This window comes from Actinomadura madurae, from assembly GCF_047130825.1.
Classification (GTDB): domain Bacteria; phylum Actinomycetota; class Actinomycetes; order Streptosporangiales; family Streptosporangiaceae; genus Spirillospora; species Spirillospora madurae.
This window is the reverse complement of the sequence record NZ_CP083237.1, coordinates 7609983-7636569: the sequence shown is the minus strand read 5'-3', so window position 1 is coordinate 7636569 and position 26587 is coordinate 7609983. Positions and strand designations below refer to the sequence as shown.

The window sequence follows — 26587 nt, the reverse complement described above, 5'->3', positions numbered from 1 at the left end:
GCACCAGCGCAGTGGAAGGCAGCGGCCAGTCCCCCTTGCCGGACGGTCTGGGGGTCGTCCCCCCAGATAGGACGCTGACTATCAGTGGGGCAGGACGAGGAGGACGAGGGGGAGGCCTGCGATGACCGGGACGGCGACGGTGGCGGCGAGGCGGGTCCGGCGGGACAGCGGCTGCGGCTCCAGCAGCCGGTTCACCCGCGCCATCACCGGGATGTCGCTGCGGGACGCGACGCCGAGCGTGCCGGACGGGGCGTTGGCCGGGCGGGCGGCGGCGAACCGCAGCAGCGCCGTCGCCAGCTCGCGCGGCGGGCGGCCGTGCCGGGCCCGGTCGTCGGCGGCCATCTCGATCAGCAGCTCCACCGCGTCCAGGCACCGCCCGACCAAGCGGAACTGCGGGAACACCTGGCGCAGCGACGCGAACGGCAGCAGGACCAGGTCGTGCCGCTCGCGGGCGTGGGCGCGCTCGTGCGCGAGGACCGCGGCCAGCTCGCCGTCGTCCAGCAGCTCCAGCGTCCCGGCGCTGACGACGACCTTGGACGAGCGGACCCCCGGCACGCAGTACGCGGCGGCGCCGGGGTGGTCGAGGACGAGGGTGCCGGGGACGGCCGAGTCGCGCCGCGACACCAGCGCGAGCAGCGCCCGGTGCCGCCGCCGGGCCCGCATGACCCGGGCCACCGCGAACATCAGCATGACCAGCAGCACGCCGGCGAGGCTGATCGCGCTGAGCAGCGCCGCGACCTGCACGGCGTTCAGCCGGGCGGCCTGGTCGTCGTAGAGGCCGGGCAGCCCGCCGAGCACGCCCTTGCCGTACGGGAGCAGGGCGAGGCCGAGCAGCGCGCCGATCGTGGCGACGCCCCAGCACAGCCCGAGGGCCTGCCAGAGCGCGATCCCGATGCGCGGTGTCCGCCACGTCCACCGGGCCCGGGACAGCAGGTGCGCCCCGCCGACGGTCCCCAGTGAGATCAATGCGAGCAGGGCGGTGCCGGTCATGCCGGAGGTTCCTTGCCCGTGAGGCCCGCGAGGGTCTCCCGAATGACGTCGATCTCGTCTCGCGAGACCGACCGGACGAAATGGGCGAGCGCGGCGTCCCGGTCGCCGGTCTCGTTGAGCGCGCCCAGCATCAGCTCGGTGACGTACATCTCCCGGCTGGCCACCGGGTGGTAGCGCCAGGCGCGGCCGTCGCGCTCCCGTTCAAGGAAGCCCTTCTTGGCGAGCCGGTCCAGGACGGTCATGACGGTGGTGTGCGCGAGGTCGCGGTCGCCGGCGAGCGCACGGCTCACGTCACGGGCGGTCGCCGCCTCGTGGCCGGCGTCCTCCCGCGCCCAGAGGACCTCCATGACCGTGCGTTCAAGCTCTCCCAGACCCTTCACGCATTCCAGATTATCCGACCGTCCCGGAGGGGACCACGTCAGGTAGTACTACCGCCCGTAGGGGGCGTGACCAGGCCCAGCTCGTAGGCGGCGATGACGAGCTGGACGCGGTCGCGGGCGCCGAGCTTGGCCAGCAGCCGCGCGACGTGCGCCTTCGCGGTCGCCACGCTGATGTACAGCTCCTCGGCGATCTCCGCGTTGGTCATGCCGCGCCCGACGAGCGTCAGGACCTCGCGCTCGCGGTCGGTGACGCCGTCGGCCCGCCTCGGCTCCGGGGCCGGTTCCGATCTCGGCTCGGGGCGGGCGGCGAACTCCGCGATCAGCCTCCGGGTGACGCTCGGCGCGATCAGCGCGTCCCCGTTCGCGACGACGCGGATCGCCGCGAGGATCTCCTCCAGCGCCATGTCCTTGACGAGGAAGCCGCTCGCGCCCGCGCGCAGCGAGCCGTAGACGTACTCGTCGTCGTCGAACGTGGTCAGCATCAGGACGTGGGCGCCGGTGATCCGGCGGGTGGCCTCGATGCCGTCCATGTCGGGCATGCGGATGTCCATCACGACGACGTCCGGCGCGGCCCGCTCGGCGAGCGCGACCGCCTCGGCGCCCGTCCCGGCCTCGCCCACGATCTCCATGTCCGGGGTGTCGGCGACCAGGACGCGCAGCCCGGCCCGGATCAGCGGCTGGTCGTCGGCCAGCACGACGCGGATCGTCATGCCGCCGCCGGCGCGGGGATGCGGGCCGCCACCCGGAAGCCGCCCTCCGGACGCGGCCCGGCGGTGAACTCGCCGCGCAGCAGGGCGGCCCGCTCGCGCATCCCGGTGATGCCGTACCCGGTGCCGACCATGCCGCCGTGCCCGTCGTCCTCGACCTCGATCGCGAGTTCCGCGTCCCGGTAGCCGATCGTCACCCGGCAGCGGTCGGTGCCCGCGTGCCGGACGACGTTCGTCACCGCCTCCTGGACGATCCGGTATGCCGACAGGTCGACGTCCGGCGGGAGCGGCCTCGGCTCGCCCTCGGTCCGGAGGTCGACCGTGACGCCGGCGTCCATCGTGGCCTCGGCCAGCCGGGCGAGGTCGTCCAGGCCGGGAACGGGACCGAGCGGCGCCGCCCCGGGGTCGTCCCTGCGCAGCGCGGTGAGCATCCGCCGCAGCCCGGACAGGGTGTCGCGGCTGGTGGCCTCGATGGCGTTCAGCGCGTTGCGGGCCTCGGCGGGCTGGGTGTCGATCACCCGTCCGCCCACGCCCGCCTGGATCGCGATGATGCCGATGCTGTGCGCGACCATGTCGTGCAGCTCCCGCGCGATCCGCAGCCGCTCGGCCGCGACCGCCTGCGCGGTGGCCTGCTCGCGCAGGGTCTTCGCGTGGGCGCGCCGCACGCGGACCGAGTTCCCCGTCATCCAGGTGACGGCCATCGCGAGGACGACGGCCATCAGCAGGACGTCGTCGGCCGACAGGAACGCGGCCACGGACAGCCCCTGCACGGCGAGGGTCACGGCCGCCACGCCGAGGGACACCCGCTGCGAGCGGGTCGCCGCGATGTAGCAGACCGCCAGGTCGGTGAGCAGGATCTGCAGGCCCGCGATGGCCCCGATCTGCATCTCCAGGAGGCCGACGGTCCAGGTGAGCAGCAGGATCGCGTGGGCGGGCAGCGGGTGCCGGGTCAGCAGTACCGCGACCAGGACGGTGAGCAGGACGGGAAGGAGGATCTCCAGACCCGCGTAGCCCTGCCGTCCGCTCCTCAGCGCCACGTAGACGACGACCGGGTACAGGACGGCCCCGGACCACAGCAGCGCCGTCCACGCGACATGGCGCGCTCGGCTCAGCGGAAGGGCGGACATGCGCCGATCGTAACCGTCGGCCCTTCTCCGGCACATTGGCCTGGAGGCTTAATCCTCCGGGCTACAAGCGCCCCTCGTGAATGTGTCCGGCGGCCCGATGCCTGTGAAAGGGGTCGGCCGACACCGTTATTCGCATGAAGCGCTGGGTGTCTCTGGTTCTGGCTCTCGAAATCCTGGGAATCGTGGTCTTCTCCGCCGTCTACGACTCGCTGGATTTCCGTATCTACTGGCTGGGCGGGGAGGCCGTGACGGACGGCACGCGCCTGTACCGGGAGCAACTCGCCGACCATTGGTTCACCAACACGCCTTTCATGGCCGCATTGTTCACTCCCCTCGCCGCGCTGCCGCTTACTTTCGCGCGAATGCTGTGGCAACTGGCCGCCCTGGCGGCGTTCGTATGGGCGTGCACGGTGACGGGGAAACTGGCCGGCCGCCGAGTCTCTCTCACGCTCGCGGTCGCCGCCGGCCTGCTGCTCGAACCGGTGTGGCATTCGTTCTTCCTGGGGCAGGTGAATCTGTTCCTGCTCGCTCTCGTCCTCGCGGACATGCATCGCGTCGCTCTCGGCCGTCCCGCCGGGATCGGCATCGGCATCGCGACCGCGATCAAGCTGACACCGGCCGTCTTCGTCGTCCTTCTCCTGCTGACGCGACGCACGAAGGACGCCGTCACGGCCGCCGCGACCTTCGCCGTCTGCACGCTGCTCGCCTACGCCATCGCACCGGACGCGTCCCGCCTCTACTGGCTGCACACCTTCTACGACACGTCCCGCGTGGGCGTCCCGTACATCAGCAACCAATCTCCCTATGGGGCACTGACCCGCATATTGAGAGGAACGGCCGAGGTCGGAGACTGGTACACGGCCATCCCGCTGACGATCGGCGCTTTCGGGCTCCTGCTCGCAGCCGCGTGGGCCAGGCGGGGCGACTGGCTGAGCGCCACGGCGGTGACCGGTGTGACCGGCCTTCTGGTCTCCCCCATCTCGTGGGCTCATCACTGGGTCTGGGTCGTCCCCGTGCTGGCCGTACTCCTCCGCGACAATGACCGAAGGGCCGCCGTCTGCGGCTACATCCTCTTCATGTTGTCACCGCTCTGGTGGACGCCCCACAACGGCGACCCGCGCCAATACGGCCTCCATTTCCTGACCCCGGTCGCCAACTGCTACCTGCTGGCCGGCGTGTTCTTCCTGGCCCACATGGCCGTCCGGCTTCGGGTCACCAGCGGTCATGGTGAACGGCGGCTGCCAGAGGACGCCGCTGACGCCAGCCGTGCCGTTCGAGATCCGGGGTGGGTTCGAGATGGGTGACCGGGCCGACGCACAGCCACGCGACCGGACGGATCCCAGCGGGAACGCCGAGCAGGCGGCGAAGGTACGGCTCCCGGTAGAAGGACACCCAGCCGACGCCCAGCCCTTCGGCGGTGGCGGCGAGCCAGAGGTTCTGGATGGCCAGGCAGACCGAGTACAGCCCCGCGTCGGCGATCGCGTGCCTCCCGAGGACCGCCGGGCCGCCGCGTACCGGGTCGTAGGTGACCACGATCGACAGGCCGGCCTCCAGCACCCCGTCGATCTTGATGCGGGCGAACCGCTCGGCGGCGTCCCCGGTCAGCGTCGCGGCGAAGGCGGCGCGCTCGGCCTGGACGTGCTCGTGGAACGCGGCCCTGATGCCGGGATCGCCGACGAGGACGAAGTCCCACGGCTGGGACAGTCCCACGCTCGGCGCCGCGTGCGCGGCGGCCAGGATCCGGCCGAGGACGTCCTCCGGAACGGGCGCACCGGTGAACTCGGCGCGCACGTCGCGGCGGCGGTGGATGGCGTCATAGACGTTCATGGGCAGGCTCCCGCTGCGACGGGCCGCCGCGGACGGCGGCCGTGTGGAGCGAGGCCGGTCTTCGGACTCCCGGATCGACGCTCGACCGCCCGCCTTCCCGGCCTTCCGGCCAGTGGCCGCGCGTACGCGCGTGGGCGGCTGCTCCCCGGTCACCGCGGCGGGCCCGTGCCGGATTCGCACCGGCTTCCCGATTCTCCCCAGATGGGGCACCCCGCGTCAGTTCATGCCACCTGGCACCCTACCGGGGGCGACCGCTCCTCAGAAGGCGACCACCTTGGGGTAGTGCCGGACGAAGTCCGCCCGGGTGATGCCCGCCTCGGACGCGTCGATCGCGATGGCGATGTATCCGCGGCTCGCGTGGAGGGACCACTCGCCGCCCGCGTCGCGATAGGCGTTGAAGGCGGCGGCGAACTCCTCCGCCGTCCCGATGACGGCGTCGGACAGGTAGGCGGCCGAGCCCTCGTCGGAAAGCGGGGAGGCGCCCAACCTGCCGACCGATCCGAGCACGCCCGTCTCCGCGGCGGCCGAGAAGAACCCCGCGAGTTCGTCGGCGCTCGCGGCGTCGGGAGCGATGAGGTGCACACCGCACGCCCTCTCCGGCTCGTCGTCCCCGTCCCGCGACCAGAGCGCGTAGTAGACGCTCAGCATGTACAGGACGGCGTTCCTGTCCCGGCCCGCCAAGCGCCGGATCAGCATGGTCTTGCCGTCCGACAGCGCGAACCCGGCGGCGACCTGCCTGTCGTCGACCTCCAGGTCGAAGACCCTCCGCATCGCCTCGGCTGCCAGGCTGAACGCCTCGACCTGCTGGTCGGAGTGCTCGCGCGGCTTGAGCTTCTGGGCGTCCGGTGCGTACGAGACGGAGACGAGCGGCGCCTGCGCGAGCGCAACCCCGCCGACCACCATCAGATCCATCAGCCCCTCGATCCGGAACGGCCTGCTGACGTCCACGAGCGTGGTGACCCCGACCATGAGGCTGCCCCAGTTGTGCGTCACCCTGGCGATGTCGTGTTCGACGGGGACGTCGCGCCACGCGTGCATGACCGCGCCGTCGTGCCGGACGTCGACGCTCACGCGGTCCCCGTCGATCGACGCCGACAGGGCCGGAAGCGGAGGGAGCGGCCTCGACGGGAACTCCAGCCCGAACCCGAGCCGCGCGAACGGCTCCAGGTTCGCGACCCGCCACCCGCCGTCCTCGCGCAGGAGGGCGTACTCGTAGGTGGGGTTGACCAGGAAGAGGGGCATTTCGCCAGGCGGCAGCCGGAAGCAGCCCGCCCGCCACGTGACGTGCGGCCGCCCGGCGGCCTGGAGTTCCATGGTCTGGAGCCCGCCATCGACCCACGCGGGCGGGCGGCACCGCTGGTGGTGCAGCGCCGCCGCCGCGAACCCGTCCTCCGCCCGGACCTCCAGCGCGGGCTTTCCCCAGCGCCCGAGGGACCGCCCGCACGTCTGGCAGTCGACCGGCCGGAGGTTCACGTCCAGCTCGGCCAGGGCGCGCGGGCCGAGCCGCTCCCGGGTCACCGGGTCGATCCGCATTCGGGGAGTCGCCATCGTCCAGCCTCGTCCGTGTCGGGGGCACCACTGACAGTGCTCAACGATCACAGGATTCGCCGTGGATCACCACCCCTCGACGACCACGAACGAGCCGAACAGCCGCCGCAGCAGGCCGCCCCGGGGCCGCCGCTCGATCCGCCTCGCCCGCACGGCCGGACGCCGGGTCGGGGGCCCGGTGGGCACGGCCGGACGGGACGCCCGGGGAGGTGGGGGCGTGCCCCGTCCGGCCGTGCGGTTCTGAAAGGACGCGTACCGGCGGGCGTGAGCGCGGCGGCTCAGCCCGTCCAGCAGGCGTTCGAGCGTGGCCGGGTCGGGCGCCTCGACCAGGCGGTCCCCGGTCATCGCCCACCAGCTCCCCGTGTACTCGCCCAGCCAGACGCAGCAGCCGGGGAACCTGCGCGCCAGCCCGGCCGCGATCCGCTCGGGGTCGATCTCGGCCATCGCCCAGGGGGTCACCGGCCCTCACCGGCCAGGTGGCCGAGGACGAACACGGCGGCGTCCGTGACCCGGTCGGCGGGCGCGATCGGCTCGCCTCCGGACGTGAAGTACCAGAGCCGCCCGCCGTCCTCCGGCCGGACGCGGCAGGAGATCGTGTCCCCGACATGGCCCTTGGCCTGCGCCTTCCTCACCCGCAGCCCGCGGGAGTCCAGCCCGACGTCGAGCCTGCGCGCGGACAGATGCGCGGCAAGCGCCGCGAGACGCAGCTCGGGGGTTCTACCATCGTCCACAGCCAGGACACCTCTTCCTGGTCAGGCCCCGACCCACACGGTGTTCGCGCACCGGGTCGGGGCCGCCTTCGTCTTCGGAGGCAGGACAAGCATCAACTCGCCCCGCGACTCTGAGTAAATCGGCGTCACAGGGAGCGAGAAAAGATGAGAATGCGGAGACAGACCCGGAGACACCCGGAGACTCGAAAGTCTCCGGGTCCACAAAAGGGGGCACATGCCGATGACTGCCCAGAATCCCCCAATGTGGGCAGCCCGCCTCCGCGCCGAGCGTGAAGTGCGAGGCTGGAGTAAACACGAGATGGCCAGGCAACTCCTGAGAGCGGACGGCCTGAAGCAGGGAAACCCGGCCAACCTCGCACGTCAGATCTACAACTGGGAAAAGGGACAGAACTACCCCCGCGACTGGGCCCACGCCTACGCGAAAGCGTTCAAATTAGACCCTTCAGACCTCTTCTCAATCGGCCCGGGAAAAGAGGCATCCTCTACCTATGACCCCCACCACGACTTCGAGGACGACGAAGTGAAGCGCCGCGCCCTTCTCGGCATCCTCGCCACCACCGCAGCAGCGGCCCCGGTCACCCAGCTCGGTCGCGACGCCGAACGTCTCCGCGCCATCCTGACCGGCACGCTCACCACCGAAGCCACCACCCGCGACGCCGACGCATGGGAGCGAACGGCCTTCGACTACGCACACGAGGTCAATCAACTGCCGCCCGCCGTGCTGCTCCCGGACCTGCTCGCCGACCTCGCCGAACTCGACCTGCACATCACCCGGGCACACGGCCTCGTCTGGCGCCGGCTCGTCAACACGGCGGCACTCCTCGCCGCACTCACGGCCTTCGAACTGACCTCTGCCGGCGATCCGCGAAGCGCCCGGCGCTGGTGGCGCACGGCGGACCAAGCGGCAGACCGGTCGGGCAACAAAGAAACGGCGTGCAACGTACGCGGCTTGGAAGCAGTGCTGACGCTCTATAGGGGCTCTGCCGAAGCTTCCGGAGCATCCGCCATTCGGAGCGCGGAGGCAGCCCTTGAGGTCAGCCCGGACAAGCCCTGTTTCGGGACGGCCAGCGCGTATTCGGCCAAGGCCCAGGCGTACGCCCAGCTCGGCCGCCACGAAGAGGCAGAGCGCGCCATGATCGATCAAAGGCGTCTTTTCGAGCGCATACCCGCCCAGGTCTCAGATGACAAGACCTCAGCGTGGGGCTGGTCCGAGCAACGGCACCACCACGTCACCAGCTATGTTCATATGCACGCGGGGGACTTGGAGCGCGCCCAAGAGGCCCAGGACACGGCGATCGGGCTCTACCCGTCCGAGCGGTTCCTGGGGCGCGCTCAGGTCGAGCTACACCGAGCGGGCGTTCTCATCCGCACGGGAGACACCGACGCCGGGGCGCAGCACGTCACGCACGTCATAGAGGGCCTAACCCCTGCTCATCGCGGCGACGCAATGGTCCGCCGAACGGCCTTCACCTCATTGAACCTGGCCTCACCCAAGGAAGCCCGGAGACCGGCCGTCCGGGACGCCTACGCCATGCTCGCCACCGCCGCGCACTGACGTTCGCCGCGCAGGCGAAGATGCGGACAGGAGCTGACCGTAATGGTGTCTAGCGTGGTCGTTGACCGATGGAACGACGACCACGAAGGCGGAACATATGGAGCTCACCGGGGAGCGGGCCGATCTGCTCGCGATGCTGGCCAAGTACCGGCACTTCCTGCGGTTCACCACGCGTGACCTCGGCGACGAGCAGGCCGGGCTGCGGACCACGGCCAGCGAGCTGTGCCTGGGCGGCCTCATCAAGCACGTCACCGGCGTCGAGCGGGGCTGGGCGGAGTTCATCGTGGAGGGCCCGTCCGCCATGCCCGACTTCACCGCGATGACCGAGGAGGACTTCGCCCGCCGGGCCGAGGAGTTCCGGATGCTGCCCGGCGACACGCTGGCCGGTGTGCTGGACGCCTACGACGAGGTGGCCCGAAGGACCGACGAGCTCGTCACCACGGTGCCCGACCTGGACGCCGTCCAGCCCCTGCCCAAGGCGCCGTGGAACACCGAGACGCACTGGTCGACGCGCCGGGTGATCCTGCACATCATCACCGAGACGGCGCAGCACGCCGGGCACGCGGACATCATCCGCGAGTCCCTGGACGGCGCCAAGAGCATGGGCTGAGCCACCGCGCGGCCGGCTCCCCCTCACGGAGCCGGCCGTGGGGCGGGCATCAGCCGAGTTCCTGGGCCAGCCCGACGACGATGTTCTCGGGGCCGCGGACGTAGCAGAGCAGATAGACGTCCTCGTACCGGACGATCTCGCCGACGAGTTCGGCGCCGTGGGTCTTCAGGCGGGCGACCGTGTCCTCGATGTCGTCGACGGCGAACATGACGCGGCGAATGCCCAGCGTGTTCGCCGGCGGGTTCTCCGGCTCCGGCCTTATCGCCGCGGGGCTGGTGGAAACGCGCCAGCTCGATGCGGCCGCCACCGTCCGGGGTCCGGAGCATGGCGATGTCCTGCTTCACGTCGTCGAGCCCGATGACCCGTTCCGCCCAGTGACCTTCGAGCGGCCCCTTTCCCTCAAGCTCCATGCCGAGTTCCGTGAAGAACGCGATGACGGCATCGAGGTCGTCCACGACGATGAGCACGTTGTCCATCCGCTTGAGCGCCATACGCCCGAGCGTACGGAGGCCCGCCGACAATTCCATGGCGGTCGATGGGATCAGGCGGAAAGGCGGCGGGCCACGGCCGGGATCACGATCGCGGCGGCGACCACGTGCGTCAGCATCAGCAGCATCCTCGTCGCCGCGGACGCGTCCGCGAGCACGTCCGGCACGAGCGACAACGCGGTGAGCGCGATCGTGGTGCGGACGAACGCCGTGCGCGGACGGCGGGCCACGTGAGCCAGCACCAGCGCGAGCGCCAGGCCCACCGCGGAGAAGAAGGCGGTCAGCACGGCGAACATGGGCACCGGGATCGGCTTCCCGCCGATGTCGAGGCTGATCCCGGCGAGCTCACCCGCCGCGGCGACGGTCGCGGTCACCGCGGAGGCGACGGCCGCGGCGGTCAGGCCGCCGATGATCAGCGGCTTCGCGGGAGCGGGGACGGTGGTGGTGACGGACATCGTGAACCTCCGGTGTGCGGCGACCGGCCGTTGCCGGTCTCTCACCTTGGCTACGAACGGACCCGACACCTTTCGACACCACCGCGGAAAGGAATCTGGAGAGGTGCTCACACCGACCGAGTCCCCGGTGACAGGTGCAGAACGCGGCGGGCGCCGGGTAGCAGCGGCATCGACTCCCTGCTTTGCTTTGATCACTTGTCGTTGTGGCCGCCGCCGCGTTTGTCACGGTGCAGGCTTGGCGCTTGACGGACGAGGTCATCTAGCAGCCCGCAGGCGGTCCGGCCGCGCCGGCAATCCCATGGCGGTCGCTGCGATCATGCGGTTACGCTCGGGCAGGAACGCCGCTGCGAAGGAGGCTTCCGTTCATGGCCGAGGGCAGCGTTCGGTGGTTCAACGATGAGCGGGGATTCGGCGTCATTCAGCAGGACGGTGGCCCCGAGCTGCGTGTCCAGTACCTCGATATCCAGCGCAACGGGTACAAGACCCTGGAGGCCGGGGAGCGCGTGTCGTTCGACGTCAGACGCGACGTGCACGGACTTCACGCCGTCACGGTCACTCCGCTGGGAACGTCGGCCCCACCGCCGCCCGCCCCGCCCCCAAGGCCGACCCCGACACCGGTCCCCGGCTGGCGACGAGCACTCGGGCACGCACTAATGGCGCTCTGCATCGCGTCCTTCGTGGCCTTCTTCGTCTCAATATTCATGAGCATCGAATGGGGCGCCCTGTTCCTACCTTCCGCCTTCGCCCTGGGCTACCTGAGCGTGACACTCACCGGCGACTAGAAGACTGCTGAAACTCTTGCGAAAGGAGGCGGTCGCCTCCCGCCGTAGCGGCTCAGTGGGCCGACACGGGCTCCAGCGGCTGTTCCGATTGCTCGGGAGGCGGGGCGTGGACGAGGACGCCGGGGGCCGTGTCCCGGCTGGTCAACCGGTTGGCGTAGATGATCACGACGACGACGGCGACGAGGACGGCCATCAGGCCGAAGACAACGTCCGCGGCCCGTTCCGGACCCAGGCGCGCAACGATGTAGCCGGCGCAGAGGGCGCCGGCCGCGGCTGAACTGCGGCTGATGAAGCTGCTCGCGCTCGCGACGCGGGCGAGGAGTTTCGGGTCGATCTCCCACGCCTGGTAGAGATTGAGCGCGACGTTCACGTTCGCGCCGACGAAACCGCAAGGCCACGTTTCAGGGCGCTGACCACTCCGGTCTCTTCCAGTCTGCTGGCCTCGAATAACCGTGATGGCCGATCCAGGCCGCCCGCGCCACGTGCCTCACCGTCGACATGAACCCGAGATTAGCGAGTCATTTCAGATCCAGGGGGCGGCCGACCTCAGTCCAATAGCGGGCCTACTCCATCAGCACCGTGCCGGCTCATGGACGATCGCGGCCCTGCCGGAGAAGACGGGATGACACAAATCTGAAGTACTCATGTGCTTGTCTCCGTGCGAAGGTTCGTCGACATCGAGGTGACAATGCGGCTCATCACGTCTGCCCTGGCCGTCAGCGCGTTGGCGATCGGCATGGTCTTCGCGGCCGGCCCGGCCAACGCCGATTCCCCTTGGGAAGCGCCCGGCACTGGCTCCAGCGACTACCTGCCGTACGACTAGACGCGAGGTCGGTCGGGGCGCGGAGCGGTCCGACCGACCTCGGCGGCGGGGGTTACAGGTCGGTGCCGTTCACCTGGAGGGCCACGTCGATGTTGCCACGGGTGGCGTTGGAGTAGGGGCACGCCTGGTGTGCGGCCTTGACCAGGTCGACGGCCTGCTCGTCGGTGACCGACGGGAGCGAGATCCGCAGGTGCGCGCCCAGCTTGAAACGGCCGCCGCCGGCCGGGATGAGGGAGACGGACGCGTCGATCCGCGCGTCGTCGGCCTTGAGGTTCTCGCGCTGGCCGACCATCGCGAGGACCGTGCCGAAGCAGGCCGCGTAGCCGACCGCGAAGAGCTGCTCGGGGTTGGCGCCCTCGCCGTCCCCTCCGAGCTCCTTCGGCAGGCGCAGGTCGAGGTCGAGGCGCCCGTCGGACGTCCGGCCGCGGCCGTTCCTGCCTCCGGTCACCTGCGCCTCGGCCGTGTAGAGCGGTGCGGTCATGTGACTCTCCATCCTGTTGATGTCTGAATCTTGCACTTCAAAAAGAAGAAGTCAACGGTTATGGTCGTGGAACCACGATCACCCGGAGGCGACGATGGCGAGGCTGGAGATCGGCTACCTGCTGCCGACGCGGGAGCAGGACCTGCTGGGCGAGCACGACCCCGGGCGGCTCGTCGCCCAGGCGCGGCGGGCCGAGGAGCTGGGGCTGGACTCGGTCTGGGCGGGCGACAGCCCCGTGACCAGGCCGCGCGCCGACCCGCTGATGCTGCTGGCGGCCGTGGCGCAGGCCACCGAGCGGGTCGCGCTCGGGACGGCGGTGCTGCTGCCGGCGCTGCGCCATCCGATCCTGCTGGCCCACCAGCTCGCCACGCTCGACCGCCTGTCGGGCGGGCGGGTGATCGCCGGCATGGGGGCCGGGTTCCCGATGCCCGCCACCGAGGCCCAGTTCGCGGCGGTCGGGGTCGGGTTCGGCCGCCGTGTCGGCCGGATGGAGGAGTCGATCGAGGCGATGCGGCGGCTCTGGACCGGGGACGCGGTCTCCTACCAGGGGCGGCACTTCGCGTTCTCGGACGTGCGGATCGTGCCGCCGCCGACGCGTCCCGGAGGGCCGCCGATCTGGCTGGCGGGGAGCGGGACGGCACTGCCGCGCGTGGCGCGTCTCGCCGACGGGTGGCTCCCCTACCCGCCCGAGGCGGCCACGTACGCGAAGGAACGCGAGCTGATCGGGCGCGCGACCCCGGCCCTGTACGCGACGCTCTGCCTGGACGACGACCCGGAGAAGGCCCGCCACCGGCTGCGGACGAGCATCGAGCGCTACTACGACGCGCCGCTGGAGTTCGTCGCGTCCGTCCAGGCCCTGTTCGCCGGGACGGCCCGCCAGGCCGCCGACTGGCTGAGCGGCTACATCGAAGCCGGCGCCCGCCACGTGGTGATCCGGCTGGCGACCGAGGACCACGACGCGGACCTGGAGCGGTTCGGCGACGAGGTCCTTCCCCTGCTGCGCGAGAAGGCGCACCGATGACCACGTTCGTTCTCGTTCATGGTGCGTGGCACGGTCCCTGGGCCTGGGAGCGGGTCGTCCCGCTGCTGCACGCCGCCGGGGCGCGCACGCTCACCCCCACCCTCGGCGTTGGTGACGACCACGGCCTCCACGACCACGCCGCGGCCGTCGTCGCCGCGCTCGACACCGTCCGCGACGAGGTCGTGCTGGTCGGGCACAGTTACGCGGGCCTGGTCGTGCGGGAGGCCGCCGACGCGCGCCCCGGCAGGGTCGGCCACGTCGTCATGGTGGACGGGTGGGCGGGGCCCGACGGCGCCGGCATGTTCGACCTGGCCCCGGACCCGTTCGTCCAGTTGGCCCGGACGGCGGCCGAGACGCTCGGCGACGGGCGCCGGATCCCCGCCCCGCCCCCGGCCGCGTTCGGCATCACGGACCCCGGCGTGGCCGACCGGCTGGCCGCGCGCCTCCTCCCCCAGCCCCTCCGGACGTTCACCGAGCGCACCCGCCTCAGTGGCGCCGTCGACCGGATCCCCGGGACGGCCGTCTATTGCAGGCCGCTGACCTACCCCTTCGACCGGTTCGGCAAGGACGTCGGATACCGGCCGATCGCCCTCGACGGCCCCCACGACGTGATGCTGACCGACCCGGAGCCGCTCGCCCGCCTCCTCCTGGAGGTTCAGGAACGGGAAGCGCGAAGTCTAGAGTGATGAAGTGGAACAGCGAACGTACAACCAGTACTGCGCGACCGCGCGCACCCTCGACATCGTCGGCGAGCGCTGGACGCTGCTGCTGGTCCGCGAGCTGCTGACCGGGCCGAAGCGGTTCGGCGACCTCGGGGCGAGCCTGCGCGGCCTCGGCACCGGGCTGCTGGCCGCCCGGCTGAAGCACCTGGAGCGCGAGGGCCTGGTGCGCAAGATCACGCTGCCGCCGCCCGCCCGCACCCCCGCGTACGCGCTCACCGAGGCCGGCGAGGACCTCGGCCCGGCCGTCATGGCGCTGGCCAGATGGGGCCTGAAGTGGGCGATGGGCGAGCGCCGCGAGACCGAGACGTTCCACCCGGGCTGGACGGTGCTCGGCCTGCGCGCCTCCTTCGATCCCGGGGCCGCCGCCGGGCTCCGCGCCGTGTACGAGTTCCGCGTCGACGACGAGGTCTTCCACGCCCGGATCGACGACGGGACGATCGAGGCGCTGCACGGCCCCGCCCAGCACCCGGACGCGACGATCACGATCGGCGAGGAGGCGCTCGTCGGCCTGACGGGCGCCGGCGGCTCGTTCGCCGAGGCGATCCGGGACGGCTCGGCGTCGGCGTCCGGCGACACCGAGGCCCTGCGGCGGCTCGCGGGGCTGTTCAGCCTGCCGCCCCCGGGCTCCCGCAAGCCCGCCGGGTGATCACCCCAGCCCGGCGCCCGGCACGTCGACCTGGACGGTGAGGACCCGGCCGCTGCCGGGCACCACCGGCTCCGCCTCGGTCATGCCGCGCCACTCGGCGGCGGTGACGAACAGGGTCGTCCCGCCGGGGCCGCCGAGCACGCAGGCGAATCCGCCCTGGTCGAGGGCGACGGTCCGCAGCACCTCGCCACCCTCGGCGACGCGCACGCATCGCCGGTTGGGGACGTCGGCGTACCAGACCGCGTTCTCCGCGTCGACGCAGATGCCGTCCGGGACGCCCTCGCCCAGCTCCGCCCAGACGCGGCGGCCGGACAGCCCTCCGTCCGCGCCGATGTCGAACGCGACCAGGCGGCCGCGGTACGAGTCGGCGACGATCAGTGTCGTGCCGCCGGGCGTCACCGCCATCCCGTTGGGGAACGCGATGTCGTCGGCCACCTGGCGCACCGGGCCGTCCGCCGGCACCAGGAACACGTGTCCGGGCGCGAACTCCTCCCCGGCCGTCGGGTCGAAGCCGATGGCGTTGACGTAGACGTTGCCGCGGTCGTCGGCGACGACGTCGTTCCACCCCCTCCGGCCGAGATCGGCGTGGGTGACGAGGCGCCCGCCCGGCTCCAGGCGCAGCAGCAGCCCGTCGGCGGACGAGACGATCACCATGCGACCGTCCGGCAGCCAGGCGGTGCAGAGCGGCAGCGATTCCACCCGCGCGACGACCTCGCTCGACCCGTCCAGGCGAGCCGCGACGACCTCGCCCGCCGACCAGTCGGAGAAGTACAGCCGGTCCCCGTGCCAGCGCGGCGACTCGACCAGCCCCCGGCCGGTCAGCAGCGTCCGTACGACCTCCATCGTCATCCCCGTCCCTTCTCCGCCGACGGTGTCCCACCCTCTACACGAACGGCCACCGCCCGGATCGACACGGGCCGGACTGAGAATTCCACCCATCCGAGTACACACTGGAGGGCATCCGAGTGTGTATTCTGTGCCCCATGGCGAGAGTCAACATCACGCTCCCCGACGAGCTTGCCGCCACGTTGCAGGGGCTCGCCGAGGAGAAGAAGATCCCCTCGGTATCCGGGTTCCTCGCGGACGGGGCGCGCCTCAAGCTGGCCTATCTGCGCGACGCCTCCACCATCGACGACCTCTTCGGCCCGCCCAGCCCGGACGAGCAGGCCATGGTCGACCGTCTCGTCGAGGACGGCGCGCCGTCCCGCCGGGACGTCGCGTGATCACCGGTCACGTCTTCGACTCGACCGCCCTCCTGGACCTCGCGACCGGCAAGACCATCTACGTCCGCGCCCGGCTCCGCGCGTCCATCGCCCAGCACGCCACGATCGTCATCCCCGCGACCGCGCTCGCGCGCGCGTGGCAACTCGTCCCCGACCACGGCCGCGCCGTCCTCGAACGGCTGCCCGGCATGCAGGTCGTCCACGTCGACGACCTCGACGACGTGATCGCCCAGCAGACCGGCCTGCTCGTCACCACGATCCCGAACCTCGGCATGGACGCCGCCCAGGCCGCCTGGTCCGCCCGCTGGCGCCGCTGGCCGCTGATCACCGCCGAGCCGGACGTCTACAAGTCCGTCCCCGGCGTCCGCGTGGAGCAGATCCCCTAGCCCCTCGGACGGCACCTCCATGGCCGCGAAATGACCGCCTCGGTCGTACTCCGAGCCTTCATGCCGTCGTACACGGCGTGGGCGGAGGAGGCGCCGGAGCCCGTGAACCAGAAGATGCCCACGTTGGTGAGAAGCTGATCCCGGTCGACCGCCGCATCGGGTGATGCGATCGCCGGGTCCGTCCACTCGTGGAACTTCTCCACGATCCAAGCCAGCTGGCCGACCGGCGAGTCGTTCAAGGAATACGCCAGCGTCTGCGGACGAGTCGACTGCAATGCCAGATAGCCGATCCCGTCGCGGGAACTCGTTCAGTGCCGCTTCCTGTGCCCGCCAGTCGAATCCGGTGGCCCGGTATTCGGCGAGCCCTCTCTGCCGTCGCGGCTGCGCCACCGCATCGGCGCGCTCACCGCGGCGACGGTCGCGCTGCCCGGCCCGGGGCCGTCCGCCGACGCGGAGACGCTGACCGCGAACCCGGACCTCGCGGACCACCTGCGCGCCATGGCGGCCCGCTACACCCGCGCGACCGGCCCCCGGCAGGTGCCGCGCACCTGCCGGTAAGGCATCGTCAGAGCTTCTCGATGGTGGCGAAGCGGAGGACCAGCGTCCGGACGCCGTAGTCGCCGCCGAAGTCGACGCTGGCCTTCTCTCCCCGGTCGTAGACGGACACGACGGTGCCGAGGCCGAAGGCGTCGTGCGTGACCTTGTCGCCCGGGGACAGCGACGGGACGGGACGGTTCCCCGGGGAGCGCGTCCCCGGGCGGGACGCCATCTGCGCCATCGCCGAGCCGGACGTCGAGGACGCCTCGCGCTCCCAGTCGACCAGCGTCTTCGGGATCTCGCCGAGGAAGCGGGACGGCGGGTTGACCTGCGGCGCGCCCCACGAGCTGCGCATCGTGGCCCGCGACAGGTAGAGGCGCTGCCGGGCGCGGGTGATGCCGACGTAGGCGAGCCGGCGCTCCTCTTCGAGCTCCTTGGGGTTGCTCATGGCGCGCAGGTGCGGGAACACCCCGTCCTCCATGCCGGTGAGGAAGACCACCGGGAACTCCAGGCCCTTCGCGGTGTGCAGGGTCATCAGGGTGACGACGCCGTGCTCGGTCTCCTCCGGCTGCTCGCCCGGCGGGACGGGCCCGCCCTTCGCGCCGCCCGGGATGGAGTCGGCGTCGGCGACCAGGGCGACCTGCTCCAGGAACTCGGGCAGGCGGCCCTCGGCGGACTCGCCGTCGAGGCGCTCCTCGAACTCGCGGGCGACGGCCTCCAGCTCCTGGAGGTTCTCGACGCGGGTCTCGTCCTGCGGGTCCTTGGAGGCCTGGAGCTCGGCGAGGTAGCCGCTGGCCTTGAGGATCTCGGCGACCAGGTCGGCGGGGGTGAGCGTCTCGGCGGCGGCGCGCAGCTCGTCCAGCAGGGTGACGAAGTCGCGGACGGCGTTGATCGAGCGGGTCGCCATGCCCGGGACGTCCTCGGGCGCGCGCAGCGCCTGCCAGAAGGAGATCCGCTCCCGGGACGCGTACGCCTCGACGCACGCCTCGGCCCGGTCGCCGATGCCGCGTTTCGGGACGTTCAGGATGCGGCGCAGGGAGACGGTGTCCTCGGGGTTGGCGAGGCAGCGCAGGTAGGCCAGCGCGTCACGGATCTCCTTGCGCTCGTAGAACCGGACGCCGCCGACGACCTTGTACGGCAGCCCGACCCGGATGAACACTTCCTCGAAGACACGGGACTGCGCGTTGGTGCGGTAGAAGACGGCGACGTCGGCGGGGCGCGCGTCGCCCTCGTCGGTGAGCCGGTCGACCTCCCGGGCGACGAACGCGGCCTCGTCGTGCTCGTTGTCGGCCACATAGCCGGTGATCTTGTGGCCCTCGCCCTGGTCGGACCAGAGCTTCTTCGGCTTGCGGTCGGCGTTGCGCTCGATGACCGCGTTGGCCGCGGACAGGATCGTCTGCGTGGAGCGGTAGTTCTGCTCCAGCAGGATCGTCGTCGCGTCCGGGTAGTCGCGCTCGAACTCCAGGATGTTGCGGATCGTGGCGCCGCGGAACGCGTAGATCGACTGGTCGGCGTCGCCGACCACGCACAGCTCGGCCGCGCCCAGCCCTTCGCCGCCGTCGGCCGGGCCGCCCGAGATCGGGGCGGTCAGCTCCCGGACGAGTTCGTACTGCGCGTGGTTGGTGTCCTGGTACTCGTCGACCAGGACGTGCCGGAAGCGCCGCCGGTAGTGCTCGGCGGCCTCCGGGAACACCTGCAGCAGGTTGACCGTCATCATGATCAGGTCGTCGAAGTCCATGGCGCCGGCCTGCTGGAGCCGCGCCTGGTACATCTCGTACGCCTCGCCGAGCGTCTGCTCCATGTGCGTGGACGCGCGGTTCTTGAACGTCTCGTAGTCGATCAGCTCGTTCTTCAGGTTCGACACCTGGGCGCTGAACGACTTCGGCGGGTACCGCTTGGGGTCGAGGTCGAGCTCGCGGCAGACGAGCGCCATCAGCCGGTTGGCGTCGGCCTGGTCGTAGATCGAGAAGCTCGTGGGGAAGCCGAGGCGCTTGGCCTCCCGGCGCAGGATCCGGACGCACGCGGAGTGGAACGTCATCACCCACATCGCCCGCGACCGCGGCCCGACGAGCGCGTCGACGCGCTCCTTCATCTCGGCCGCGGCCTTGTTGGTGAAGGTGATCGCGAGGATCTGGCCGGGGTGCACGTCCCGCTCGCCGAGCAGGTGGGCGATGCGGTGGGTGAGCACCCGGGTCTTGCCCGAGCCGGCGCCCGCGACGATCAGCAGGGGGCCGCCGGAGTGCACGACGGCGGCGCGCTGCTGCGGGTTGAGGCCATCGAGCAAGGGGTGAGCTTCGGTCTTCGACATCACGTGCGAGTCTACGGCTCGGCGGAGACGTTTTCGGCTCGTCCGCCGACCCGGGGCCGCCCGCCGGCCCGCGCGGCAGCATGTGGACAGACGGGGGACCTTTTCGCGGCGTCCGGTTGACTCGATCTCCTGACCGGCGCAACTTGTCGAGTACGGAGCGGGCACACCCCGCCGGACCGGCCCGGCCGGTCCGTGACCAGGACGCGAAACCCCGTGTCGCGTCCCGGCATGCCCCTCCGCAGGAGCGCGGAGTCATCAGGGACTCGCGCACCGTAAGGGGAAGTGGCATCGATGACGATCCACCAGCATGACCTCCAGGGGCGGCGGGACGGCGAGACGGCCGAGGTCCCCGCGCAGTGGCCGGGCGCGACGGCGCGGGTGGCGCAGGGGGCGGCGGCCCCGCCCGTCCCGCGGCCGGTGCCGGTCCCGGTGCCGGCGCGGAGCGGGCACCGGTTCCTCGTCTACAAGCAGGACCCGTCGGTCACCGAGCTCGGCTTCCGGCCGGCCTTCATCCCGACCGTGGTGCTGATCGGCCCGGCGGACGCCCGCGTCCGGACGGAGCTGCCGGGCGTCACCCCGGTCGCGCGCAACGTCAGCGGCGACTTCGTGTTCGCCGCCGGCAGCCCGGAGTTCGACTGCGCGCACACGTTCGCCGTCGTCCGGCGGACGATGGCGATGTACGAGCGGCACAACGGCGGCAACCCGATCCCGTTCGCGTGGAACGTCGGCGGCAACACCGACCGCCTCACCGTGTTCCCGCACGCCGGCGAGGGCGCGAACGCGTTCTACAGCCGGACGGCGAAGGCGCTGAAGTTCCTGTCCTTCACCCCGCAGGGGCGGCCGCCGGCGGACGTCGTCCACACGTGCCGGTCGCTCGACATCGTCGCGCACGAGACGGGCCACGCGATCCTGGACGGCCTCAAGCCGGGCTGGCTGTCGGCGGACAACCCGCCCCAGACGGGCGGGCTGCACGAGGCGTTCGGCGACATCACGGCGATCTTCCTGGCACTGGCGGAGCCGGACCAGGCCGAGGCGCTCGTCGCGCTCACGAAGGCGAACCTGCACGACCGGTCGTTCCTGCCGGAGCTGGCCGAGGAGTTCGGCCGGGCGCTCGGCAGGCCGTCCGGGCTCCGCGACGCCGACAACGACCTCAGGCTCGGCGACGTCGGCAACGAGGTGCACGCCATCTCGCAGGTGTTCACCGGCGCGGTCTACGACGTGCTCGCCGACCTGTACACCTTCGAGATGGGCCGGCAGCGGCGCACCAAGGACCCGGCGATCGTGCTGATCGAGACGGCGTCCGCGCTGTGCCGGCTGGTGTTCGAGGCGATCGTCGCGTCGCCCGGGACCGGCGCCCGGTACGTCGACGTCGCGAACAACATGCTGCAGATCTCGGCGAGCCGCGGCGACCCGGCGATCTACCGGACGTTCATCCGCAACCGGTTCGCCGTCCGGGAGATCACGACGGCGGTGACGCCGCTGCGCGACCTGATGAGCGGGCGGGTGCCGATGGCCGAGGCCGGCTACACCGGGGACGGGCAGGACGTCACGGAGGTCGAGCCGCACGACGAGCACTCGGCGAGCCTGCGGGCAGGCCAGGACCGGTCGCGCTGCTGCGGCACCCTGCAGATGCCGGAGTACCAGGTCGTCGCGGCGGAGAAGCTGGCCAGGCGCGGCTCCCTGGCGGACGAGGACATCCTCCGGGAGGAGCTGGACGAGCTGCGCCGGGTGTTCGGCAAGTAGCACCGAACCGCCGTGGCGGGCCGGCCCCTGCGGCCCGCCACGGCCGCCGCTCAGCCGGTCTTGCGGTGGTCGCGGGCGGACTCGGCGGCGGCGTGCACGGCGGCGAGGTCCGCGCCCGTCGCGGCCATGGACGCGGCGGCGACCGCCCCCTCGACCATCGGGGCGTCCGCGAACAGGACGTCGTCGCGCTCGGCGTCCTCGATGAGCATCTCGCCGGTCAGCACGGAACTGCCGATGTCGGCGATCAGCACGACGCCGTCGCCGCCGTCCGCTGCGGCGACGGCGTGCTCGACGAGGTCGATGCTGGTGCCGAGCCGCCCCTCGGTGTCGCCGCCGGCGGGTTCCACGACGGCCTTGCCGATGCCCATCGCCCGCGCCACCTCGGCGGCGCCCTCCGCGAGCGTCGGGCTGTGGGAGATGATCACGATCCCGACCACGTCACTCCTCCCCGGCCACGTCGGCCAGCGCGCGGAGCAGCAGGGCCGTGGACGACGCTCCGGGGTCGAGGTGCCCTTCGCTGCGCGCGCCCAGATAGCTGGCGCGGCCCTTGCGCGCCCGCATGGGGACCGTGGCGTCCGCACCCTCGGCCGCGGCGTCCGCGGCGGCGCGCACGCAGGCCGCCAGGCCGGAGCCGCCGCTGAGCGCCGCCTCGTAGGCCGCGACGGCGGGCACGAGCGCGTCCACCATGGTCTTGTCGCCCTCGACGGCCTTGCCGAGATCTTGGACGCCTTCCAGCGCGGCCTTCAGCGCGGCGCCCAGCGCGGCGGCGTCCACGTCCTCGGTGTTGCCCAGCGCCTTGCCCGCGCGGCGCAGCGCCGTCCCGTACAGCGGACCGGACGCGCCGCCGGTCTTCGACACGATGGCGCGCCCGGCCGCGATCAGCACCTTGGCCGGCGTGGTGTCGTCCGGCAGCGCCTCGACGGCGGCGCGGAAGCCGCGGTCCAGGTTGTGGCCGTGGTCGCCGTCGCCGATGGCCGCGTCCAGCCGGGTCAGCCGGCCGGCGTCGGCGGCCACCAGCTCGGCCGCGTGCCGTATCCAGGAGGCGAGGTCCTCGGCGTTCACCGGCCCCACCGGAGCCCGGGCGTCTCGACCGGGGCGTCCCACAGGCGGGTCAGCTCCGGCGTCACCCGGCACACGCTGATCATGCAGCCGGCCATCTCCAGGCTGGTGACGTAGGGCCCGACCAGGCGGCGGACGACCGTCGCGCCGTGCCCCTCCAGCCACTCCGCGGCGGCGGCGTAGGCGACGTACTGCTCGATCAGCGGGGTGCCGCCCATCCCGTTCACCAGCACGAGCACCTCGGACCCGGACAGCGGCATGTCGGCGTCGATCGCGCTCAGCGACGCGTCCACGATCTCCGTGGCCGTGCCGACCTCGACGCGCTCGCGGCCGGGCTCGCCGTGGATGCCGATGCCGAGCTCCATCTCGTCCTCGCCCAGCTCGAACGTGGGCGACCCGGCGGCCGGGACGGTGCACGAGGACAGCGCGACGCCGAACGACCGGCTCCGCTCGTTCACCTCCCGCGCGACCGCCGCGACGTCCGCGAGCGCGGCGCCCTCCTCGGCGAGCGCACCGGCGATCTTCTCGGCGAACAGGGTGGCGCCGGTGCCGCGCCGCCCGGCGGTGAACGTGCTGTCCTCGACCGCGACGTCGTCGTCGACGATGACGGAGGTGACCTCGATGTCCTCGTCCTCGGCCAGCTCGGCGGCCATCTGGAAGTTCATGACGTCGCCGGTGTAGTTCTTCACCAGGTGCAGCACCCCGGCGCCGCCGCTCACCGCCATCGTCGCCGCGATGATCTGGTCGGGCACCGGCGAGGTGAACACCTCGCCGCAGCACGCGGCGTCCAGCATCCCGTGCCCGACGAACCCGGCGTGCAGCGGCTCGTGGCCGGAGCCGCCGCCCGACACCAGAGCGACCTTGCCCGTGCGCGGCGCGTCCCCCCGCACGACGGTGCCGTTCCCCGGATCGACCGTCAGCTCGGGATGCGCGGCGGCCAGGCCGCGCAGCGCGTCGGAGACCACGTCCGCCGGAGCGTTGATGAGTTTGCGCATGTCTCTGCTCTACCCCGGTGGGACGCCGCATCCCAGGCCCAATCGTCGATCTTGCGTTTATCGGGATGCCGGGGCGCCCCGCGCGGCATAGGTTGCACACGTGAGCAGAGCACCACGAATCCTCTACGACTGCGACACCGGCATCGACGACGCGATGACCCTGCTGTACCTGGCCTCCCTGGTCCGGGCGGGCGAGGCGGAGCTGGCCGGGGTCGGGACGGTCCACGGCAACATCGACCCGATGACCGGCGCGCTGAACACGCTGCGCGTCCTGGAGGCCGCGGGCGTCAAGGCGGGCGAGCAGGGCGTGCCGGTGGCGGTCGGCGCCGCCCGGCCGATGGCGCAGGACGTCCACTACGCGCTGGACTGGCACGGCACGGACGGCCTCGGCGACACCCACCTGGCCGAGCCCGCCGGACGTCCGGTCGCCGAGCAGGCCGCGGCGCAGATCGTCCGGATGGCGCGCGAGGCGCCCGGCGAGCTGACGCTGCTGGCGACCGGCCCGCTGACCAACCTCGGCGCGGCGCTGCTGCTGGACGACGCGCTTCCGTCGCTGATCCGCGAGGTGGTGGTCATGGGCGGCGCGTTCGACCACCCGGGCAACATCACCACGCACGCCGAGGCGAACATCTGGCACGACCCGGAGGCCGCCGACCTGGTGTTCGCGGCGGACTGGCCGGTCGTGCTGGTGCCGCTGGACGCGACGCACCCGACCGCCGTCCACGACGACTGGCTGGACCGGCTGGCCGCCCACGGCACCCCGGTCACCCGCTTCGCCGCGAGCATCCTGGAGTTCTACGCCGACGCCTACACGCCGACCTTGAGGCGGCGCGGCGCGGTCATCCACGACGCGCTCGCCGCGATGCTGGTCGTCGACCCGGACCTCGGCGAGTACGCGCACCGTCCCGTCCGGGTGGAGCTGCGGGGCGAGCTGACGCGCGGCACGACGGTGTGGGACGCGCGCTCGCTGCCCGCCGAGGACACCCGCCGCCCGGTCAAGGTCGCGGTCGGCAGCGACGTGGAGGCGTTCAAGGAGAGGCTGCTGGCGGCGCTGACGTCCTTCTGATCTTCCGGATTGCCGGGAAACCGTTCGCCGACCTTATCGTTGAAACCGTGACCAACGTTCTGGACGACAGCGGGCTGCAGCGGGTCCTCGCCGTGATGGCGCACCCCGACGACATCGACTTCGGCGCGGCCGGGACGGTCGCCGGCTGGACGGACCGGGGCATCGAGGTCGTGTACCTCATGGTCACCGACGGCGACGCGGGCGGCTTCGACGACGCGATCACCCGGGCGGAGATGGCCGCGCTGCGCCGCGAGGAGCAGCGCGCGGCGGCCAAGTGCGTCGGGGTGGGCGACGTCCGGTTCCTCGGCTACCCGGACGGCCGGGTCGAGGCGACGCTGGACCTGCGCCGCGACATCGCCCGGGTGATCAGGCAGGTGCGGCCGGACCGGGTGGTGATGCCGAGCCCGGAGCGCAACTACGAGCGGATCTACCCGAGCCACCCCGACCACCGGGCGGTCGGCTCCGCCGCGCTGGACGCCGTCTACCCCGACGCCCGCAACCCGTACGCGTTCCCGGAGCTGCTCGCCGACGAGGGGCTGGAGGCGTGGACGGTCCGCGAGGTGTGGTTCAGCGGCGGGCCCGTCGTGAACCACTACGTCGACATCACCGCCCGGTTCGAGCGGAAGCTGAACGCGCTGCGGGCGCACGCCAGCCAGACGGCGCACATGGGCGACGGGCTGGCGGAGATGCTGCGCGGCTGGCTGGGCGGCAACGCCGCGGCGGCGGGGCTGCCCGAGGGCACCCTGGCCGAGTCCTTCCACGTCATCGACACCGCGTGACGAGCACCCACCCACCCCTAAATACGGTCACGCATCAAATATGACTCTTTACAGGCCGTAATTAGCCCCAGATCGGGCATGTACCCCATGTGTCACAACACGGGGGGTCATCATGCCGCAGGAGATCGAGGCCACCGCCACATCCTCCGCAGCACCGGAAGTGATCTTCAAGCATCTGTGCGTGGCCGAGGCGTGGGACGCCTGGGGCGGGTTCTGGACGCGCGTGCGGCGGGAGTCCGCCGGCGCCGAGCACCCGAACGGGCTCGGGGCCGTCCGGTACGTCCGGTCCTGGCGCGAGGAGGTCGTGGCCTGGGATCCGCCGCGGCACTACGGGTACGTCGCGCAGGCCGGGCCGCCGCCGCGCCGCCTGCGCGCCGACGTCACGCTGGAGGCGCACGCCGCGGGCACGCTGATCCGCTGGCGCGGCGAGGTCGACGGGTTCCCGGGCACCGGGCCGTTCACGCGCGCCGTCCTGCGCCGCCGGCTGGACGCCTACGCGCGCCGGGTGGCGCGGCACGCCGAGCGCTGTGAGCCGGGCTGCGCCGCCCGCCTTCCCGGCGCCATCTGACGCACCGGTTCATCCGGTCGCACGGAATGTCGCACGAGTTCGGGGGGATCGATGCGGCGCCATCTCATCACGCTCGTCCTGGCGGCGGGTGCCACCGGAGCGGGGGCAGCCACGTACCTGGCCGTGGCGGACGGGCCGAACCGCAGGAGCGGCGTCACCGTCAACGCGTCCGAGTCCGTCAGGAGGGTGCCCGCCGGGCGACGGACCGCCGCGGCCAGGGCGACGACCCGCCCGTTCGACGCGGCGGCGCTGCGCCGGGCGGTCCGCGCCTACTTCGAGAAGCGCCCCGGCGAGGCCGGGATCATGGCGACGGACCTGAAGACCGGGCTGGCCTTCGGCGAGAACGAGCAGGAGCGTTTCGTCTCCGCCAGCGTCATGAAGGTCGACATCCTGGCGAGCCTCCTGCTGCAGCGGCAGCGCGACCAGCGGAGACTGTCGGACGGCCAGCGCGACCTGGCCGAGCGGATGATCCGGGAGAGCGACAACTCCGCCGCGGACGCCCTCTACTCCGCGGCCGGCGGCGGGGCCGGCGTCAGGAAGGCGAACGCGGCGTTCGGCCTGAAGCAGACGAAGCCGTTCCCCGGGTCGTGGGGTTCGTCCTGGACGAGTCCCGCCGACCAGGTGCGGCTGCTCAGGCACCTGGCGTCCGACAGGAGCGCGCTGAAGGCGCCCGGCCGCCGCTACATCCTCGGCCTGATGGGCTCGGTGATGGAGGAGCAGGCGTGGGGGATCAGCGCCGCGGCCCGTCCGGGCGAGAAGGTGGCGCTCAAGAACGGCTGGACGCCGGTGTACCGCCAGGGTCACGGGTGGGCGGTCAACAGCGTCGGCCGGATCACCGGGGCCGACCACGACTTCCTCATCGCGGTGTGCAGCGGCGGCAACCCGACGATGGGTTCGGGTGTGGCGACGGTCGAGCACGTCGCCGACATGGTCGCCGACACGATGCGCGCGTCGCACGCGTGAGCCGGCGTCCGGCGGCGGATCCCGGGGACCGGGCGGCGGGCCGGCCGCCCAGCACGCGCCGGGATCG

General features: G+C 72.0%; 31 protein-coding genes, 1 pseudogene and 1 riboswitch. Of the genes and pseudogenes, 15 read left to right on the top strand and 17 right to left on the bottom strand.

Annotated elements, in window-relative coordinates; genetic code table 11:
• Positions 1-81: 81 nt before the first annotated feature.
• From K8Z49_RS35295 to K8Z49_RS35280, 4 genes are read right to left on the bottom strand one after another with little or no spacing between them, the layout of a single operon-like run.
• Positions 82-990: a M56 family metallopeptidase gene (locus K8Z49_RS35295; RefSeq protein WP_021593939.1), complete on the bottom strand. Its 909-nt coding sequence runs from the start codon at positions 988-990 to the stop codon at positions 82-84.
• The gene (locus K8Z49_RS35290) at positions 987-1370 is read right to left on the bottom strand and encodes a BlaI/MecI/CopY family transcriptional regulator (protein ID WP_075023847.1); all 384 of its coding nucleotides are present in this window, start codon (positions 1368-1370) and stop codon (positions 987-989) included. Before K8Z49_RS35290 ends, K8Z49_RS35295 begins: the two co-directional genes overlap by 4 nt.
• Positions 1371-1408: 38 nt before the next feature.
• The gene (locus K8Z49_RS35285) at positions 1409-2080 is read right to left on the bottom strand and encodes a response regulator (RefSeq protein WP_021593941.1); all 672 of its coding nucleotides are present in this window, start codon (positions 2078-2080) and stop codon (positions 1409-1411) included.
• Positions 2077-3204, bottom strand: a complete 1128-nt coding sequence (locus tag K8Z49_RS35280; RefSeq protein WP_075023849.1) for a sensor histidine kinase — start codon at positions 3202-3204, stop codon at positions 2077-2079. Before K8Z49_RS35280 ends, K8Z49_RS35285 begins: the two co-directional genes overlap by 4 nt.
• Positions 3205-3350: 146 nt before the next feature.
• Between K8Z49_RS35280 and K8Z49_RS35275 the strand changes: the two genes are divergently transcribed.
• A complete protein-coding gene (locus K8Z49_RS35275) occupies positions 3351-4508 on the top strand; it encodes a glycosyltransferase 87 family protein (RefSeq protein ID WP_412516201.1) in 1158 nt (385 codons plus the stop codon).
• Here K8Z49_RS35275 and bluB read toward each other — a convergent pair.
• From bluB to K8Z49_RS35255, 4 genes are all read right to left on the bottom strand, one after another.
• Complete coding sequence (gene bluB / locus K8Z49_RS35270) at positions 4417-5031, bottom strand: 5,6-dimethylbenzimidazole synthase (protein WP_412516200.1); 615 nt, start codon at positions 5029-5031, stop codon at positions 4417-4419. The two genes, K8Z49_RS35275 and bluB, sit on opposite strands and share 92 nt — an antisense overlap.
• A gap of 34 nt (positions 5032-5065) precedes the next feature.
• A riboswitch (cobalamin riboswitch) is annotated at positions 5066-5260 on the bottom strand.
• A 29-nt stretch (positions 5261-5289) separates the two neighbouring features.
• Complete coding sequence (locus K8Z49_RS35265) at positions 5290-6579, bottom strand: hypothetical protein (RefSeq protein ID WP_412516199.1); 1290 nt, start codon at positions 6577-6579, stop codon at positions 5290-5292.
• Between the two features lie 66 nt (positions 6580-6645).
• A complete protein-coding gene (locus K8Z49_RS35260) occupies positions 6646-7038 on the bottom strand; it encodes a hypothetical protein (protein ID WP_021593946.1) in 393 nt (130 codons plus the stop codon).
• On the bottom strand, positions 7035-7310 hold the full coding sequence (locus K8Z49_RS35255; RefSeq protein ID WP_412516198.1) for a hypothetical protein: 276 nt from the start codon (positions 7308-7310) through the stop codon (positions 7035-7037). The genes K8Z49_RS35260 and K8Z49_RS35255 overlap by 4 nt, the downstream gene beginning before the upstream one ends.
• Before the next feature lie 298 nt (positions 7311-7608).
• Here K8Z49_RS35255 and K8Z49_RS35250 point away from each other — a divergent pair, with 298 nt between their 5' ends.
• Together K8Z49_RS35250 and K8Z49_RS35245 are read left to right on the top strand one after the other, a co-directional pair.
• Positions 7609-8865, top strand: a complete 1257-nt coding sequence (locus K8Z49_RS35250; protein ID WP_412516197.1) for a hypothetical protein — start codon at positions 7609-7611, stop codon at positions 8863-8865.
• Between the two features lie 97 nt (positions 8866-8962).
• On the top strand, positions 8963-9475 hold the full coding sequence (locus K8Z49_RS35245) for a DinB family protein (protein WP_075023855.1): 513 nt from the start codon (positions 8963-8965) through the stop codon (positions 9473-9475).
• A gap of 49 nt (positions 9476-9524) precedes the next feature.
• On the opposite strand, the pseudogene K8Z49_RS35240 reads toward K8Z49_RS35245, so the two are convergent.
• Positions 9525-9951 (bottom strand): annotated as a pseudogene (locus K8Z49_RS35240) (VOC family protein).
• Between the two features lie 65 nt (positions 9952-10016).
• Positions 10017-10418, bottom strand: coding sequence for a DUF6069 family protein (locus K8Z49_RS35235; RefSeq protein ID WP_075023857.1), 402 nt, complete (start codon positions 10416-10418; stop codon positions 10017-10019).
• Positions 10419-10783: 365 nt separating this feature from the next.
• Here K8Z49_RS35235 and K8Z49_RS35230 point away from each other — a divergent pair, with 365 nt between their 5' ends.
• Complete coding sequence (locus tag K8Z49_RS35230) at positions 10784-11200, top strand: cold-shock protein (protein WP_412516196.1); 417 nt, start codon at positions 10784-10786, stop codon at positions 11198-11200.
• Between the two features lie 52 nt (positions 11201-11252).
• Here the strand turns inward: K8Z49_RS35230 and K8Z49_RS35225 are convergent, their stop codons facing one another.
• The gene (locus K8Z49_RS35225) at positions 11253-11570 is read right to left on the bottom strand and encodes a hypothetical protein (RefSeq protein WP_021593953.1); all 318 of its coding nucleotides are present in this window, start codon (positions 11568-11570) and stop codon (positions 11253-11255) included.
• A 288-nt stretch (positions 11571-11858) separates the two neighbouring features.
• Between K8Z49_RS35225 and K8Z49_RS35220 the strand changes: the two genes are divergently transcribed.
• Positions 11859-12023 carry a hypothetical protein gene (locus K8Z49_RS35220; protein WP_412516195.1) on the top strand — a complete coding sequence of 55 codons (165 nt, stop codon included), beginning with the start codon at positions 11859-11861 and terminating at the stop codon, positions 12021-12023.
• A gap of 52 nt (positions 12024-12075) precedes the next feature.
• On the opposite strand, the gene K8Z49_RS35215 is transcribed toward K8Z49_RS35220, so the two are convergent.
• Positions 12076-12504 carry an organic hydroperoxide resistance protein gene (locus tag K8Z49_RS35215; protein WP_021593955.1) on the bottom strand — a complete coding sequence of 143 codons (429 nt, stop codon included), beginning with the start codon at positions 12502-12504 and terminating at the stop codon, positions 12076-12078.
• 94 nt (positions 12505-12598) lie between these two features.
• Here K8Z49_RS35215 and K8Z49_RS35210 point away from each other — a divergent pair, with 94 nt between their 5' ends.
• From K8Z49_RS35210 to K8Z49_RS35200, 3 genes are read left to right on the top strand one after another with little or no spacing between them, the layout of a single operon-like run.
• Positions 12599-13525, top strand: a complete 927-nt coding sequence (locus K8Z49_RS35210; protein WP_412516194.1) for an LLM class flavin-dependent oxidoreductase — start codon at positions 12599-12601, stop codon at positions 13523-13525.
• On the top strand, positions 13522-14211 hold the full coding sequence (locus K8Z49_RS35205) for an alpha/beta fold hydrolase (RefSeq protein ID WP_021593957.1): 690 nt from the start codon (positions 13522-13524) through the stop codon (positions 14209-14211). Before K8Z49_RS35210 ends, K8Z49_RS35205 begins: the two co-directional genes overlap by 4 nt.
• A 4-nt stretch (positions 14212-14215) precedes the next feature.
• Entirely contained in the window at positions 14216-14893 is a 678-nt protein-coding gene (locus K8Z49_RS35200; RefSeq protein WP_021593958.1) for a winged helix-turn-helix transcriptional regulator, read from the top strand.
• Here K8Z49_RS35200 and K8Z49_RS35195 read toward each other — a convergent pair whose 3' ends face one another.
• The gene (locus K8Z49_RS35195) at positions 14894-15742 is read right to left on the bottom strand and encodes an SMP-30/gluconolactonase/LRE family protein (RefSeq protein WP_412516193.1); all 849 of its coding nucleotides are present in this window, start codon (positions 15740-15742) and stop codon (positions 14894-14896) included. It lies immediately after the preceding gene.
• A 134-nt stretch (positions 15743-15876) separates the two neighbouring features.
• Between K8Z49_RS35195 and K8Z49_RS35190 the strand changes: the two genes are divergently transcribed.
• Together K8Z49_RS35190 and K8Z49_RS35185 are read left to right on the top strand one after the other, a co-directional pair.
• The gene (locus K8Z49_RS35190) at positions 15877-16116 is read left to right on the top strand and encodes a ribbon-helix-helix domain-containing protein (protein WP_021593960.1); all 240 of its coding nucleotides are present in this window, start codon (positions 15877-15879) and stop codon (positions 16114-16116) included.
• Positions 16113-16502, top strand: coding sequence for a hypothetical protein (locus K8Z49_RS35185; RefSeq protein WP_021593961.1), 390 nt, complete (start codon positions 16113-16115; stop codon positions 16500-16502). The genes K8Z49_RS35190 and K8Z49_RS35185 overlap by 4 nt, the downstream gene beginning before the upstream one ends.
• A 565-nt stretch (positions 16503-17067) precedes the next feature.
• On the opposite strand, the gene pcrA is transcribed toward K8Z49_RS35185, so the two are convergent.
• On the bottom strand, positions 17068-19347 hold the full coding sequence (pcrA, locus tag K8Z49_RS35180; RefSeq protein WP_412516192.1) for a DNA helicase PcrA: 2280 nt from the start codon (positions 19345-19347) through the stop codon (positions 17068-17070).
• A 291-nt stretch (positions 19348-19638) separates the two neighbouring features.
• Between pcrA and K8Z49_RS35175 the strand changes: the two genes are divergently transcribed.
• The gene (locus K8Z49_RS35175; RefSeq protein ID WP_021593964.1) at positions 19639-21090 is read left to right on the top strand and encodes a hypothetical protein; all 1452 of its coding nucleotides are present in this window, start codon (positions 19639-19641) and stop codon (positions 21088-21090) included.
• Positions 21091-21140: 50 nt separating this feature from the next.
• On the opposite strand, the gene dhaM is transcribed toward K8Z49_RS35175, so the two are convergent.
• The 3 genes from dhaM to dhaK are packed head-to-tail and all read right to left on the bottom strand — an operon-like array spanning position 21141 to position 23144.
• The gene (dhaM, locus tag K8Z49_RS35170; RefSeq protein WP_021593965.1) at positions 21141-21527 is read right to left on the bottom strand and encodes a dihydroxyacetone kinase phosphoryl donor subunit DhaM; all 387 of its coding nucleotides are present in this window, start codon (positions 21525-21527) and stop codon (positions 21141-21143) included.
• Between the two features lies 1 nt (position 21528).
• Positions 21529-22152, bottom strand: coding sequence for a dihydroxyacetone kinase subunit DhaL (gene dhaL, locus K8Z49_RS35165; RefSeq protein ID WP_200871704.1), 624 nt, complete (start codon positions 22150-22152; stop codon positions 21529-21531).
• A complete protein-coding gene (gene dhaK / locus K8Z49_RS35160; RefSeq protein WP_021593967.1) occupies positions 22149-23144 on the bottom strand; it encodes a dihydroxyacetone kinase subunit DhaK in 996 nt (331 codons plus the stop codon). The genes dhaL and dhaK overlap by 4 nt, the downstream gene beginning before the upstream one ends.
• A gap of 100 nt (positions 23145-23244) precedes the next feature.
• On the opposite strand from dhaK, the gene K8Z49_RS35155 reads away from it, so the two are divergent.
• From K8Z49_RS35155 to K8Z49_RS35140, 4 genes are all read left to right on the top strand, one after another.
• Positions 23245-24210, top strand: a complete 966-nt coding sequence (locus K8Z49_RS35155) for a nucleoside hydrolase (protein WP_244938759.1) — start codon at positions 23245-23247, stop codon at positions 24208-24210.
• Between the two features lie 95 nt (positions 24211-24305).
• Entirely contained in the window at positions 24306-24989 is a 684-nt protein-coding gene (locus K8Z49_RS35150; RefSeq protein WP_177287872.1) for a PIG-L deacetylase family protein, read from the top strand.
• A gap of 112 nt (positions 24990-25101) precedes the next feature.
• Positions 25102-25557 carry an SRPBCC family protein gene (locus K8Z49_RS35145; protein WP_024934157.1) on the top strand — a complete coding sequence of 152 codons (456 nt, stop codon included), beginning with the start codon at positions 25102-25104 and terminating at the stop codon, positions 25555-25557.
• 51 nt (positions 25558-25608) lie between these two features.
• The gene (locus K8Z49_RS35140) at positions 25609-26520 is read left to right on the top strand and encodes a serine hydrolase (protein ID WP_075023863.1); all 912 of its coding nucleotides are present in this window, start codon (positions 25609-25611) and stop codon (positions 26518-26520) included.
• Positions 26521-26587 lie beyond the last annotated feature (67 nt).

What these genes read in the sequence shown, in the direction of transcription:
- K8Z49_RS35145 (WP_024934157.1), top strand. Translation starts at nt 25,102, where the DNA reads ATGCCGCAGGAGATCGAGGCCACCGCCACATCCTCCGCAGCACCGGAA.
- K8Z49_RS35280 (WP_075023849.1), bottom strand. Translation starts at nt 3,204, where the DNA reads ATGTCCGCCCTTCCGCTGAGCCGAGCGCGCCATGTCGCGTGGACGGCG.
- bluB (WP_412516200.1), bottom strand. Translation starts at nt 5,031, where the DNA reads ATGAACGTCTATGACGCCATCCACCGCCGCCGCGACGTGCGCGCCGAG.
- K8Z49_RS35175 (WP_021593964.1), top strand. Translation starts at nt 19,639, where the DNA reads ATGACGATCCACCAGCATGACCTCCAGGGGCGGCGGGACGGCGAGACG.
- K8Z49_RS35295 (WP_021593939.1), bottom strand. Translation starts at nt 990, where the DNA reads ATGACCGGCACCGCCCTGCTCGCATTGATCTCACTGGGGACCGTCGGC.
- K8Z49_RS35215 (WP_021593955.1), bottom strand. Translation starts at nt 12,504, where the DNA reads ATGACCGCACCGCTCTACACGGCCGAGGCGCAGGTGACCGGAGGCAGG.
- K8Z49_RS35205 (WP_021593957.1), top strand. Translation starts at nt 13,522, where the DNA reads ATGACCACGTTCGTTCTCGTTCATGGTGCGTGGCACGGTCCCTGGGCC.
- K8Z49_RS35210 (WP_412516194.1), top strand. Translation starts at nt 12,599, where the DNA reads ATGGCGAGGCTGGAGATCGGCTACCTGCTGCCGACGCGGGAGCAGGAC.
- K8Z49_RS35195 (WP_412516193.1), bottom strand. Translation starts at nt 15,742, where the DNA reads ATGACGATGGAGGTCGTACGGACGCTGCTGACCGGCCGGGGGCTGGTC.
- K8Z49_RS35140 (WP_075023863.1), top strand. Translation starts at nt 25,609, where the DNA reads ATGCGGCGCCATCTCATCACGCTCGTCCTGGCGGCGGGTGCCACCGGA.
- K8Z49_RS35250 (WP_412516197.1), top strand. Translation starts at nt 7,609, where the DNA reads ATGGCCAGGCAACTCCTGAGAGCGGACGGCCTGAAGCAGGGAAACCCG.
- K8Z49_RS35230 (WP_412516196.1), top strand. Translation starts at nt 10,784, where the DNA reads ATGGCCGAGGGCAGCGTTCGGTGGTTCAACGATGAGCGGGGATTCGGC.
- pcrA (WP_412516192.1), bottom strand. Translation starts at nt 19,347, where the DNA reads ATGTCGAAGACCGAAGCTCACCCCTTGCTCGATGGCCTCAACCCGCAG.
- dhaK (WP_021593967.1), bottom strand. Translation starts at nt 23,144, where the DNA reads ATGCGCAAACTCATCAACGCTCCGGCGGACGTGGTCTCCGACGCGCTG.
- K8Z49_RS35190 (WP_021593960.1), top strand. Translation starts at nt 15,877, where the DNA reads ATGGCGAGAGTCAACATCACGCTCCCCGACGAGCTTGCCGCCACGTTG.
- K8Z49_RS35235 (WP_075023857.1), bottom strand. Translation starts at nt 10,418, where the DNA reads ATGTCCGTCACCACCACCGTCCCCGCTCCCGCGAAGCCGCTGATCATC.
- K8Z49_RS35245 (WP_075023855.1), top strand. Translation starts at nt 8,963, where the DNA reads ATGGAGCTCACCGGGGAGCGGGCCGATCTGCTCGCGATGCTGGCCAAG.
- K8Z49_RS35150 (WP_177287872.1), top strand. Translation starts at nt 24,306, where the DNA reads ATGGCGCACCCCGACGACATCGACTTCGGCGCGGCCGGGACGGTCGCC.
- K8Z49_RS35265 (WP_412516199.1), bottom strand. Translation starts at nt 6,579, where the DNA reads ATGGCGACTCCCCGAATGCGGATCGACCCGGTGACCCGGGAGCGGCTC.
- K8Z49_RS35285 (WP_021593941.1), bottom strand. Translation starts at nt 2,080, where the DNA reads ATGACGATCCGCGTCGTGCTGGCCGACGACCAGCCGCTGATCCGGGCC.